The sequence below is a fragment of the Spongiibacter sp. genome (assembly GCF_041602295.1).
Taxonomy (GTDB): Bacteria; Pseudomonadota; Gammaproteobacteria; order Pseudomonadales; family Spongiibacteraceae; genus Spongiibacter.
The window spans coordinates 1-12,300 of record NZ_JBFIGO010000085.1 but is presented as its reverse complement, the minus strand read 5'-3'; the positions used below and the strand labels follow the sequence as shown (position 1 = coordinate 12,300).

General features: G+C 58.7%; 9 protein-coding genes and 1 pseudogene. 5 read left to right on the top strand and 5 right to left on the bottom strand.

Annotation, left to right across the window (positions count from 1 at the left end; translation table 11 throughout):
- From ABYM29_RS12345 to ABYM29_RS12335, 3 genes and pseudogenes are all read left to right on the top strand, one after another.
- Positions 1-650: pseudogene (locus ABYM29_RS12345) on the top strand (glycine dehydrogenase (aminomethyl-transferring)); the annotation flags it as partial.
- Positions 651-1,077: 427 nt separating this feature from the next.
- A complete protein-coding gene (locus ABYM29_RS12340; RefSeq protein WP_372865074.1) occupies positions 1,078-3,714 on the top strand; it encodes a hypothetical protein in 2,637 nt (878 codons plus the stop codon).
- 79 nt (positions 3,715-3,793) lie between these two features.
- Positions 3,794-5,089, top strand: a complete 1,296-nt coding sequence (locus ABYM29_RS12335) for an OmpA family protein (protein ID WP_372865073.1) — start codon at positions 3,794-3,796, stop codon at positions 5,087-5,089.
- A gap of 179 nt (positions 5,090-5,268) precedes the next feature.
- On the opposite strand, the gene sat is transcribed toward ABYM29_RS12335, so the two are convergent.
- Both sat and cysC read right to left on the bottom strand, forming a co-directional pair.
- Positions 5,269-6,456: a sulfate adenylyltransferase gene (sat, locus tag ABYM29_RS12330; RefSeq protein WP_372865072.1), complete on the bottom strand. Its 1,188-nt coding sequence runs from the start codon at positions 6,454-6,456 to the stop codon at positions 5,269-5,271.
- A gap of 54 nt (positions 6,457-6,510) precedes the next feature.
- Complete coding sequence (gene cysC / locus ABYM29_RS12325) at positions 6,511-7,122, bottom strand: adenylyl-sulfate kinase (RefSeq protein WP_372865071.1); 612 nt, start codon at positions 7,120-7,122, stop codon at positions 6,511-6,513.
- Between the two features lie 166 nt (positions 7,123-7,288).
- Between cysC and ABYM29_RS12320 the strand changes: the two genes are divergently transcribed.
- Positions 7,289-8,170, top strand: coding sequence for a LysR family transcriptional regulator (locus ABYM29_RS12320; protein ID WP_372865070.1), 882 nt, complete (start codon positions 7,289-7,291; stop codon positions 8,168-8,170).
- A gap of 25 nt (positions 8,171-8,195) precedes the next feature.
- On the opposite strand, the gene ABYM29_RS12315 is transcribed toward ABYM29_RS12320, so the two are convergent.
- The 3 genes from ABYM29_RS12315 to trmH all read right to left on the bottom strand — a co-directional run bounded on the left by ABYM29_RS12315 (position 8,196) and on the right by trmH (position 11,299).
- Positions 8,196-9,371: a sulfotransferase gene (locus ABYM29_RS12315; protein WP_372865069.1), complete on the bottom strand. Its 1,176-nt coding sequence runs from the start codon at positions 9,369-9,371 to the stop codon at positions 8,196-8,198.
- Positions 9,372-9,401: 30 nt separating this feature from the next.
- The gene (locus ABYM29_RS12310) at positions 9,402-10,541 is read right to left on the bottom strand and encodes a DUF1214 domain-containing protein (protein WP_372865067.1); all 1,140 of its coding nucleotides are present in this window, start codon (positions 10,539-10,541) and stop codon (positions 9,402-9,404) included.
- 74 nt (positions 10,542-10,615) lie between these two features.
- Positions 10,616-11,299 (bottom strand): tRNA (guanosine(18)-2'-O)-methyltransferase TrmH, encoded by a 684-nt coding sequence (gene trmH / locus ABYM29_RS12305; RefSeq protein ID WP_372865066.1) that lies wholly within the window; start codon positions 11,297-11,299, stop codon positions 10,616-10,618.
- A 184-nt stretch (positions 11,300-11,483) separates the two neighbouring features.
- Between trmH and ABYM29_RS12300 the strand changes: the two genes are divergently transcribed.
- A partial coding sequence (locus ABYM29_RS12300; protein WP_372865065.1) for an acyl-CoA dehydrogenase family protein occupies positions 11,484-12,300 on the top strand: 817 nt, incomplete at its 3' end.

The window sequence follows — 12,300 nt, the reverse complement described above, 5'->3', positions numbered from 1 at the left end:
TGAGCCGCGACAATGACACGGTCTCCGCTGCCACCTACGGCAGCGCCAGCATCCTGCCGATCTCCTGGATGTATATCCGCATGATGGGCGGCGCCGGTCTGCGCCGCGCCACCGAAGTAGCCATCCTCAACGCCAACTACATCGCCAAGCGCCTTGCGGACCACTACCCCGTGCTCTACACCGGCACCCGGGGCCGCGTTGCCCACGAGTGCATTATCGACCTGCGCCCCTTAAAAGAGAGCAGCGGCATCACCGAGGAAGATGTTGCCAAGCGCCTGATGGACTACGGCTTCCACGCCCCAACCATGTCCTTTCCGGTACCCGGCACACTGATGATTGAGCCCACCGAAAGCGAATCCAAGACCGAGCTCGACCGCTTTTGCGACGCGATGATCAGCATCCGCCGAGAAATCGCCCGCGTCGAAGCCGGCCAACTCCCCGCCGACGACAACCCGCTGGTCAATGCACCGCACACCCAGGCCGATGTTGTCAGCAGTGACTGGACTCGCGCCTACAGCCGCGAAGAAGCAGCTTGGCCAGTGAGCGCACTCAAAGATGCCAAATACTGGCCAACAGTAAACCGCATTGACAATGTCTACGGCGACCGCAACCTAATCTGCTCCTGCCCCCCGCTGGACAGCTACCGCTAGACCCGATCAGCACGAGCGGCGCCCGCGACCGGCAGGAAGCACCACGTCAGGGCGCCCATAAACACGGAGGTTAGTGTGCATAAATACCACTTACGAAAATGAGCTAAAGTCCAAAAACAGCCCTTACTGTGCTCCGCTTAGCAATATTGCGCGCTAGCGGACGCCTAGCAATTTTACAAAGTTGTGACCCAGTCGCCAAAAAAAACTAATTCACAAACAGCGACTTAGCGAACTAACGACAAAAAATTGGCGGTTGAGGCCGCTGTTTCGTGCATACGTCACAGAAATTTTCGGACTTTTTGCTCTAACATTGAAACATAGCGGCGCGGACTGTTGTTTTTGAATACAACATCCGTAAAACTACGTAGCATTAAGCATATATACCTATTTCATGCTGTAGAAGCTCGATTCTCCTGGAGGGGAACCAATGAAAAGCATAAAACTAGCGCTTTCGCTAACGCTCGCATCGAGCGTCATAGTGGCCTGTGGGGGCGGCGGCGATGCTCGCAGCCCTGACCGCCCAGGGCTGTCAGTCGACCCTTCAACCCTGCAAATCAAATTCGTCAACGATAACAACGCGCTCGCCGGCACCGGCAATAACCGTATTTCAGTGCGTATGCTGGCTTTGCGCTCTGACGGGATCAATAAAAATGTTGGCCCCGCTCAAGTGCTCACCTCTAAAACCCTCTGGAGCCTGAAAGACAGCGACCTTGGTAGCCCTGTTGCAGCAACTCTGGCAGAGGATTTCCGCGAAATCAGCGGCCTTTCCGGCAAGGTACAAGACATCCTCAGCAGCCGACGGCTAAGCGTCGACGACAGTCCTATCAACACCACCATCACTGGCGTCTATCGTCACAATGGCCAGGACTACCCAATTACTGCGGCCTATACCATCCAGCCGCCTGTCGCCATGGGCGAACCATTTATCAGCGGGCCAACCACTATCGTGTTGAACCCCCTGGATGCCAACGACACGGCCACCGGCAAATACAGCCTACTGCAGGCCCTGCAGAACCTCGCTTCCAGAGAAAACCGCACCCACACCGCCCGTTTCTGTGAAAACAGCGAGTTTCTTGAAATCACCGAAACACAGCCGCGCCCCACAACTGACGGCGACGTGGATATTCTCTTTAGCAACCCCTTTGCCGACGGCACAACCTCACAGCTGAGCGTGGAAATTTACGCCGTCGACGCCGACAAAACCTGCGACGACACCACGGCGAAACGCTACGGCCCAATTACTGTCAACCTGGTTGCCGGCACCGTGAGTGATGTTGCCGCCTGTGTGATCACCAACCCGGCCGACGATACCTGTAGCGCCGCCGGAGACCTCAATGCAAACTATGTCGGCAGCTGCATCGGACTGGACAGCGACGAAGTCAACGTTCCCGCTGCCCAGCACCTGCAAATGGCGGCGCGACTTACCTACACCAACCCCCAAGACCAGCAACAGCCGGCACTGAACATCTTTAAATGTGCCAGCCCGCAACGCCTGGCCTGGAGTGCGGACCCTCAACAAATCTTCTCAGCGGTACCCGATGCCGCCAACGGCAACGGCAGCACTGCAAACCGCTTGGATTTTGACAACATCGCCGCGGCCGACCGCTTCAGCAACGTCACGGCCACCTACACCAGAAACCCCGAAGCGGGTGCCGACGCCACTGCGATCTCCGACACCCTCAAGCTGAACTTGAAGGGTGCGGAAGTTGCCGAAATCCGGATTGATCGCGTCGACGGCCAGAGTGGCCCCGACAAAATCTTCCTCAATGTCTTCCGCGAGGGTATCGAGTACGAGGCAAAATGCCGCTTCAGTGACTTCGGTGTGGAAAGCAGCGACTTTGTGACCTGCCCCAGCAGCCTGACCAGTTGGACTGTCTCGCCGGAAGGCATCGTTGCACCGCAGCCAAGCAGTGGCTCGCGCACCGACCTCACCCCGGTAGAAACACCCAATGGCTCCGGCGAAGTCACACTGACCGCGACCTACAGCGGCGGCCTGCAGCCAATTAGCGCCAGCCGCAATGTGCTTACCGAAGAGGACAGCATTGTCGAGCTGCGCCTGTTTATGCAGCCCAACGGCAATGATCCCGACACCCTGGCCATCGATCAGTTTGCCTGCGTCGGTCGCGACGACCTAGTCGGCACCCTCAGAGAGGGCGAATTCATTCGCGGCGGCCAGCAGTTCAAGGCCTACGCCCTGTTTGCCAGCTCTGGCGAAACGGCAACTCCGCAAGCCTGGCTGGATGCCCCCAACAGCGCCGACTCACAGCTGCGCGATATCAGCGACCAGGCCGAAGTGCGCTTCTCAGCGGTATCGGGTTACTGGCAGGATGGCTGTGCCTCTGGCCTGTCTGGCACCCCTCTCCCCCCAGAGCTGGTTAGCCAATTCCCCAGCGACCTGCCGGTGGGCAGTGCACCGGCTGCCGGTTTTGACGAAGATCGTAAAGGCTATTTGAAGTCTCGCGGCCTGCTGCGTCTGAGTACCGTTTGCGTACAAGCCTTTATCGACCCCGACCTTGACGGCTTCACCGAGGGCGACACCACATCGGTAGACGGCTCCACCGTACTGGTACTGCCGGTAGCCGACGATGACCTGCTGACCTACTCCAACGAACTGTGCGAAACGCTGGAACCCGTTCTGACCTTGGGCGGCACGTTCCCCGGCATGGAAGGCAGCCCAGGCATTGTTGTGCCACTGCTGTATGGCATTAGCCTGATTGCCGACCCCGTACTGGCGGCACTGGCGACCAATGAGGACGGCGGTGCCCTGCCTGTGGAAGAGATTCTCACCGCATTGATCACCGGTGAGTTCAGTCAGCTGGGCGCACCACAAGACAGCCCGGTCGGCCTGGGAGACATCACTTCAGGCTTGTTGAACGGCGTTGAAGCCGTGCCGGGGCTAGGCATCATCGTCGATGTTCTCGATGCCTGCCTCGTGGCACCGACCACCGATGCGCTGGGCATCATCCTGACCGGCGTACTGGGCACTGACCCCGCCGCCTTTGGTGATTTAGCCAATATCTCACCAGATGATTGCACCAACCTGTTCAGCGGCCTCGGCGGCTGAACAGTTACAAAAAAAAGAAACAGCAGCGCGGCCTCCGGGCCGCGTTTTGCCATTGGGTAGTGACTAGGAGATACAACACATGAAACTGCGTAAAATCGCGCTGGCACTGGTAGCAGCCGCTATCAGCCTGCCAGCTTTTGCCGACAGTGATGACAAGGAGCGTGTCTTCGACGACCGCTGGCGCCTACATACCATGCTCGGCGCGCAGCTTGCCGATGATTCGGACACCGACAATGGCGGACAAGCCAAACTCGGTTTCGGCAAGCCGCTTAGCCCCTACCTAATGCTCGATGCCCACATTAATTACAGTGAGCTAAAAACGACTAAAGACGATGTCTACGAGCGCTCGGCAGCGGGCCTCGACGTGTTGTTTTTCCCCTTCGGCGCCTTTGAACTGGACGCTTCAGCCCTGCAACCCTACTTCGGTATCGGCGTCACCTACCACGAAATCGACTTTGTGGGTCAACGTCAATCTGACTACGGCAGCGACGCCCTAGTCGGCCTGCACTACGACCTGGGCACTGTTGCACTGCGCGCCGAGGCCCGCTACCAGGTCGACAGGATCCACGAAAAAGGCATACTTGAAGACGACTTCTTTTATACCTACGCCTTTATGCTGGGTTTCTCAGTGCCCTTTGGCGACAAGCCCCTGCCCTATAACTACGACAGCGATGGCGACGGTGTACCCGACCGTCTCGACAAGTGCCCCAACACCCCGCGCGGCACACCTGTTGATTCCACCGGCTGCCCGCTGGATAGCGATGGCGACGGTATCCCTAACTTCCGCGACCAGTGCCCCAACACCCCGCGCGGCGCCAAGGTCAATGTTAACGGCTGCTCTATCGACGATGACCGCGATGGCGTGCCCAATGACATCGACCAGTGCCCCGGCACCCCTTACGGTGTACCGGTAGACGTGCGCGGCTGTCCTCTGGACAGTGACAATGACGGCGTGCCCAACAAGATCGACCAGTGCCCCGGCACCCTGCCTGGCATGAAAGTGAATTCGCGCGGCTGCGTCATTTCACAAACAGTCGATATCAGCGGCGTACATTTTGAGTTCAACAAGGCACGATTGATGCTGGATTCAAAAACCGTACTGAATAATGTTGCCAAAGCGCTGACTAATGAACCGGATGTCCGCATCATTATTGCCGGCCACACCGACTCGGTAGGCAGCGACGCCTACAACAAGCGTCTGTCTCAACAACGTGCTCAGTCAGTTGTCGACTACCTGATCAGCAAAGGTATTGAAAGCACACGCCTGCGCGCTGTGGGTTACGGCGAAAGCAAGCCCATCGCCGACAACAACACAGAGGAAGGCCGCGAGCGCAACCGCCGCGTAGAATTGCAGGTTATCAGCCCCAATAGCTGAGCACCGGCAACAGCAATGTATCAAGGGGGCAAAAGCCCCCTTTTTTTATGTCTCGCAATCGGCGCAGGCGTTCTTCATTACCGCAAACGCAGCACTCCCCCGCCGAGGTACGATGCAAAAAAAAGCCCCGCAGCAAACGCTGCGGGGCTTTTCCGAACTCACTTTCGAGCTAGCTGAACTTAGCCTTCGATCTGATAGTAATCCATCAGAATCTGCGCCACTTCAGGACGGGAGAACTCAGGCGGCGGCGCGATGCCATTGCCCAACATCTCGCGGACCTTGGTGCCCGACAACAGTACAAAGTCCTCTTTGGCGTGATCGGGAGCGTCGCGCATCATCACGACCTTGTTCAGCTTCTTCGAGTAGGCGGTGTGGTCAGCGCGGTAGATATCGATTTCCAGTGCGCCTTCGGGCACTTTCTCGTCGAAAATGGTCTGCGCGTCAAAACCGCCGTAGTAGTCACCCACACCGGCGTGGTCGCGGCCGACGATCAGGTGGGTACAGCCACAGTTCTGACGGAACACCGCGTGCAGCACCGCCTCGCGGGGGCCCGCATACAGCATGTCGAAGCCGTAACCGGTGATCATCACGGTGTTTTTCGGGAAGTACACTTCAACCATCTTGCGGATGGCGGCATCGCGCACATGGGCGGGAATATCGCCGGCCTTCAGCTTGCCCAGCAGCATGTGGATCAGAATACCGTCGGTACCCAGATCTTCCATCGCCATGCGGCACAGCTCTTCGTGGGCGCGGTGCATCGGGTTGCGCGTTTGAAAGGCAACCACTTTTTCCCAACCGCGCTCAGAAATCTCGTTGCGAATTTCAACTGCGGTGCGGAAGGTATCCGGGAAATCTGCCTGGAAGTAGCTGAAGTTCAATACCTGAATCGGGCCTGACAGCAGAGTGTTGCCCAGTGCCTTAAAGGTCTTCACGCCCGGGTGGTCAGCGTCCAATGTGCCGAAGATATTCTCGGCCATAAAATCGATCTGCTCGTCGCTGACTGCTTCAACAGCCTCAACGTCCATGATCGCCAGCACGGGATTGCCTTCAACATTGGGGTCGCGCAGTGCAATACGGCTGCCCGCTTCAATGCCCTGGGCATCCTGTACCAGGTTCACCACCGGCACCGGCCAGAACAGGCCTTCGGCGGTGTGCAGTTTCTCGGCCACGCTCAGGGAGTCGGCGAGATTCATATAGCCGCTCAGCGGGGTGAAGTAACCGGCGCCCAGCATCACTGCGTTAGCCGCAGCAGCAGAGCTGACCACGATAGACGGCAGGGTTTCCGCTTCGGCATTCAGGGCGTGGTGTTTTTCAGTGTCGTAGACAAACAGCGGCTTCAGTTCGTCGGCGCCATGGGGCTTAATCATCGGGTAACTCCGTAATTCAGGGTGTAAAAATAGGGTTCAAAGCCAAGTCGCAGCTCAGATAATGCCGCGCTCTTTGAGCATGGCCAACAGCACGTCAACCTCTTCTTCCAGGCTCAGCTCGTGGCTGTTCAACACCAGCTCCGGGCTCTCTGGGGCTTCATAGGGGTCGTCGATGCCGGTGAAGTTTTTGATCTCGCCAGCGCGGGCTTTTTTGTACAGGCCTTTGGGGTCGCGCTCTTCGGCCACTTCCAGCGGCACATTGACGTAAACCTCAATGAACTCCATATCGCTTTCGGCATGCAGTGCACGGACCGCATCGCGATCTTCGCGGTAGGGGCTCACAAAGCTGCTCAATACAATCACGCCGGTGTCGACAAACAGTTTGGAAACCTCGCCGATGCGGCGAATATTCTCGGCGCGATCTTCGGCACTAAAGCCCAGGTTTTTGTTGATACCCATGCGGATATTGTCGCCGTCCAGACGGTAGCAGAGGTGGCCCTGCTGCATCAGTGCCTGCTCCAACGCCACCGCGACAGTGCTTTTGCCGCTGCCCGACAGGCCCGTGAACCACAGCGTGGCACCCTTCTGCTTGAGCAGGGCATTGCGGTCTTCGCGGCTGACTTCGCCGTCGTGCCAGTGAACATTGGTCGCTTTCACTTCAGTCATGGGATTCTCCGGGGTAATTAGCGGTCATGCAGACAGCGGCGCGGGCCACTGGGGTAATTGGCGGCCATCATACGGCGGCGCCAGCAACAAGTAAAACGGCTTATAGCTATACTCACTATCGAAAAAATCGATAGCAAATTCAGCGACCAGCCACTAGGCTTTAGCAATGAACTACAGTCTGCGACAACTCAGCATTTTCCTCGCGGTGGCCCGCCACGAAAACGTCTCCAAGGCCGCCGCCGAACTCAATCTGTCCCAGTCGGCGGCCAGCGCCGCCCTGCAAGCGCTGGAGCGCAACTACGGGGTTGCGCTGTTTGAGCGCCAGGGCAACAAACTGCAGCTCAATCCGGTGGGCCACAGCCTGCGCAAAGAAGCCGAGACCCTCTACGCCCACGCCCAGCAGTTTGACCAACTGCTACAGCGCCACGGCGAGCTGGGCCACCTCAAGGTGGGCGCCAGCTTTACCATTGGCAACCATCTGGTGGTGCGCTATTTGGCCGACTACCTGAGTCATTACCCCGACGCCGACGTCGAACTGGACACCGCCAACACCCCCGAAATTGTCCACAAGGTGCTGAACTACGAAGTGGATGTCGGCATGATCGAGCGCGAGGTGCAGCACCGTGAGCTGGAATTGATTCCGTGGATGGAAGACGAGCTGGTGGTGTTTTGCAGCGCCGACCACCCGCTGGCCAGCCAGCAGACGCTGAGCACCCGCGATATTAAAACTGCGCGCTGGATTCTTCGCGAGCCCGACTCCGGTGCCCGCCACACCTTCGACCGGGCGCTGGCCGGGCTGCTGCCGGAAATCAACATCTACCGCGAGTTTCGCCACAACGAGGCGATCAAAAGTGCGGTGGAGTCGGGGCTGGGCATCGGCTGCTTGTCGCAGGTGGTGCTGCAGAACGATTTTCGCAATGGCACATTGGTGCCGCTGAAGCTGGCGCGACGCGATATGCGCCGCCGCTTTTACTTTGCCCTGCCCCGCAAGCGCCACGACAAGGCGGCGGTGAACTACTGGATTGAACTCTGCCGCCGCCAGCAATAACACCGCTGCCGGCGGCTAGCGCAACTTACAAATACTTGGCGCGGTAGTCGGCGAACATGTCCTTGAGCTGCTGTTCGCTAAAGCCAAACTGTTCCAGCGTGTACTCGTGGGCCGGGCGCGCATCGCGCTGATTGTCCTCGCGATAGCGCTCCATGGCATCGCGCGCCTCAGCGGTAAACGGCATGCCGATAAAGTCATAAACCCGCTCCATGCTCTTCAGCGGATCGCTGATGGTGTCCTTGTACCACACATCCAGAAACGCCTCGGGCTGCTGCTCGCGGGTGGCCATGGTATGCAGGGTGCCGCGGGCATATTTGTTGGCCCACTGCTCGCCGACCACCTTGGGGTCGACCGCATCGCTGCACATAATCCACAGGTTGTAGTTCATACTCGCCGCCGAGGGGATGGTCTGCAGCGGATCGCGGTGGGTCTGCACCACTTTGGCATCGGGAAACACCTTCAGTAAGGTGGCAATATGGTGGAGGTGATGGGGCGTTTTCAACAGCCAGCGCTCGGCCTGCTGGCCATTGCGTTTTTTCTGCCACTGCAAAAACTGCAAGAGTCGCTTCAAATACACATAGCCCGGCGTGTTGTCATGGCTGTCAATCCAAGCACCATAGCTGGGTACATTGCAAAAGGCATCGGGAATCGTGCTGTAGAAACTGTGCTCCAGCAGCAGAATATCCTCGTCGGCGCCCACCGGGTCCATGGGGTGAATCGCGGCGATCTCCGGATTGGCCTCCAGCATCGCGGCGATCTCCGCCTCGGCGGAGGTGATGCGCGGATCCTTGCCGCTAAAGTCCCAGTCCAGCTCAGGCGCGGGATTGCGCACCTCGTACCACAGCGGCGCGTAAAAGCGCCGGTCACTGGCCAAGATCCGGTGGGTGTAAGTGGAGCCCGTGCGCTGCAAGCCGATAATCACCACCGGCGCCAACACCTGCTCGTCGAGAATCTCCGGGTGGCGGGCAATCCAGGCTTCCACCCGCAGGCGAATAATCAGGCTGTTCAAAATACGCTGATACTGACCAAAGCGGCCGCCGGCATTGAGCTGGGCCTCTTCGTTAAGCGCCTTGACCAATACCGCCAGCGGCTCGCGAAAGGAGTCATCGCCAAAATCCGTCAGCCCGCCGGTGGCCTCAATCGCCGCCGCCAGTAAGCCCTCGACACTCAGCTCTACCTCGGGAATCGCCTGCTCTGTCATGCTTAAATCCTTGTGTTATTTTTCCAGCTATTAATTGCTCAGCTCACTGAGCTTAACCACCCGGCAGCGCGGATCGACAATGCGCTCGGCGCCAATCCAGCGAAACGCCATCGTACCTTCGCGGTGTCCGGTGGTGTCCAGCCAGTTATCGCAACCGGGGTCGCGGGCCGCCACCACAATACGCACCCCGCCATCGTCCTTGTAATGCGCGGTGTGCTTGTTCACATGGATGTCCACGTAGCGGTATTCCAGCGACTCCATCCAGTAATTATTCAGCTGAAAATTCCAGTTGTCGCAGTCGGGAATTTCGTCGGCCTCAATCACCAGGGCTTCATCGTCGGCCAGATTAAAATAGCCGTGGTAGTAGTAAATATTGGGATCGCCACCCAGCTTCTGGCAGTAGGCCTGGTCGGCCGCCGGCAGGGTATTGGGCTGTTGCTTAAAGCCCTCGGCCCAGTCGGCAAACAAGGTAGCCGTGCCCTTGACAAAGGCCGCCGTGCTGCGCAGTTTGGCGGCGAACTGCGCCGCGTCCAGCGGCTTGGGCTTGGCGCCCTCGCGATTCAGGCGCTCGATTTTCAGCTCGGCCGCCGCCTCGCTCTTGCGATCCAAAAATGTCTGGCGCACCAGCACCGCAACGGTATCGTCGGTAATCGGCAGCCAGTTACCCGGCTGTGGCTGGCGCGACAGAATAATCTCGATATTGCCATCGCTGTCCACTTCCAAGCCGCCGTGAGTATCCAGCGCCCCCACCGAGCGCATATTGCCGTCCTCTTCCTCGTAGCCGCCGGCAATGGCGATAAAGCCCAGATAGGCAACGCTGCCACGACTGCCGCGGATGCGGTAATCGTGGGCGCCATTAATCTCGGCGCGCTGATAATAATTATCGGGGTTGTCGGCGCCAATCTTGGCGGTCTCATGGGAAGGGCGATAAAAATCCGGGAAGTCGGGGTCGCTGCACTCGACAAACATGTCCAGCGCGATGCGCGTTAAGCGCGTTAAATAGCGCCAGCCTTCCGCGCGGTGCAGGGCATCGCCGGGCGCCTCGGGGCGCAATATCTGCTGGCCCGCCTCTTTTAGCTGGTCGCAAAACTCCGCCCACAGCTCGCCGTTCATTACCGCATCAAGCTGCGCATTGGCTGCCGCGCACTCCGGGCTCGATTCATTCGCCATAATCGTCTCCACTCATTACGCTGACCATCATCCCGCGGCAGGGCAATAAGGGCATCACCCAGAGGGGTGAAAGCTCAGCCTTCGCGGATACGCCGATACCACTGGGCCGGCTGATCGATCTCCCCGTCTTCCTCGCGCAGCGCGGGGTAATCCAGGCCCTTGGCGCGGCAAAAGTCGCGAATTTCGGGGTGGGCCCATTCAAACAGGGTGCGCTGATAGCTTTGTTTATCCAGCCGGGGCTGATCGTACAAGCCGGCGCGATCGCGCTGATACTGCGCCTCCGACAAAATAATGCCGGCCGCCACTGACACATTGTAGGACTGCACCATGCCCATCATCGGTATGGTGATATGGGCATCGGCCAAGGCGCAGGCCTCGGCGCTGACCCCGCGCTTTTCCGCGCCCAATAATACCGCCGTTGGCCGCGTATAATCGGGCTGGCGGTAGTCCACCGAGCCCTCGCCTAAATGGGCCGCCAACACCTGATAACCGCGCTCCTGCATGTCCCCTATCAACTCAGCGATATCGCGGTGTCGCCGCACTGCCACCCAGCTGTGGCTGCCCATGGCCGTACCGCGAAAGGCGCGGTAGTCCTTGTCATCGATAACCGCGTGCATCTCGGCGATGCCGGCGGCATCGGCGGTGCGGACAATGGCCGACAGATTGCGGCCCTTGTGAACATTGTCGGTGATCACCGTCAGATCGGGCTGGCGTCTATCCAGCACCGCCCGCAGGCGTTGATAGCGTTCAGGAGTCATAGCATTCGCGAAGTCAAAACCGCCATTATAGCGACACATTCATCAACGGCAGAAGCCGCAACCTCGCCAACACACTCACCCTGCCTCGGCCTGAACCGAGCACAACCCCAGCTAGTGGCTTTTAAAGTTTTCCCTGTTAACATAGGGGAAAATAAGGCCAAAACTATTGCAAAGGAGGTCAGCCATGAGCGGCATGCCACGATATATCTACGAAGAAGAACACGAAATGTTCCGCACCTCGGTGCGCCGGTTTTTAGAAACCGAGGCCGCGCCCTACCACGCCCAGTGGGAAAAAGATGGCCATGTCGACCGCCAGCTGTGGATCAAGGCCGGCGAGCAGGGCTTCTTAAGCCCCACCGTCGGCGAAGAATACGGCGGCGTTGGCGCCGACTTCCGCTACAACGCCATTGTCGACGAAGAAATCGGCCGCAGCGGTCTGACCGGCATCGGCTGGGGGCTGCACTCCGATATCGCCGTGCCCTACATCATCAGCTACGGCAATGAAGCCCAGAAGGAAAAGTACCTGCCCAAATGTGTCAGCGGCGAAATCATCACCGCCATCGCCATGACCGAGCCGGGCGCCGGCTCCGACCTGCAGGGCATCAAAACCACGGCCGTTAAGGACGGCGACGACTATATTCTCAACGGCTCCAAAACCTTTATCACCAACGGCCAACTGTCGGACCTGGTGATTGTGGTGGCCAAAACCGACCCCTCTGCCGGCGCCAAGGGCGTCAGCTTGTTCCTCGTTGAGTCCGGCACTCCCGGCTACAGCAAGGGCGCCAACCTGGAAAAAGTGGGCATGAAAGCCCAGGACACCTCCGAGCTGTTCTTCCAAGATGTGCGTATTTCCAAGGACCAGCTGCTCGGTGAAGAAGGCATGGGCTTTGTCTACCTGATGCAGGACCTGCCCCAGGAGCGCCTCAGCGTCGCCATCAACGCGATCGCCAATGCCAAATCGGTGCTTGAGCAAACCATCGACTACGTTAAGGAGCGCAAGG

Bases quoted from the DNA above. Each gene is read 5' to 3' on its own strand.
- ABYM29_RS12335 (WP_372865073.1), top strand. From the start codon at position 3,794: ATGAAACTGCGTAAAATCGCGCTGGCACTGGTAGCAGCCGCTATCAGC.
- ABYM29_RS12320 (WP_372865070.1), top strand. From the start codon at position 7,289: ATGAACTACAGTCTGCGACAACTCAGCATTTTCCTCGCGGTGGCCCGC.
- ABYM29_RS12310 (WP_372865067.1), bottom strand. From the start codon at position 10,541: ATGGCGAATGAATCGAGCCCGGAGTGCGCGGCAGCCAATGCGCAGCTT.
- ABYM29_RS12315 (WP_372865069.1), bottom strand. From the start codon at position 9,371: ATGACAGAGCAGGCGATTCCCGAGGTAGAGCTGAGTGTCGAGGGCTTA.
- ABYM29_RS12340 (WP_372865074.1), top strand. From the start codon at position 1,078: ATGAAAAGCATAAAACTAGCGCTTTCGCTAACGCTCGCATCGAGCGTC.
- cysC (WP_372865071.1), bottom strand. From the start codon at position 7,122: ATGACTGAAGTGAAAGCGACCAATGTTCACTGGCACGACGGCGAAGTC.
- trmH (WP_372865066.1), bottom strand. From the start codon at position 11,299: ATGACTCCTGAACGCTATCAACGCCTGCGGGCGGTGCTGGATAGACGC.
- sat (WP_372865072.1), bottom strand. From the start codon at position 6,456: ATGATTAAGCCCCATGGCGCCGACGAACTGAAGCCGCTGTTTGTCTAC.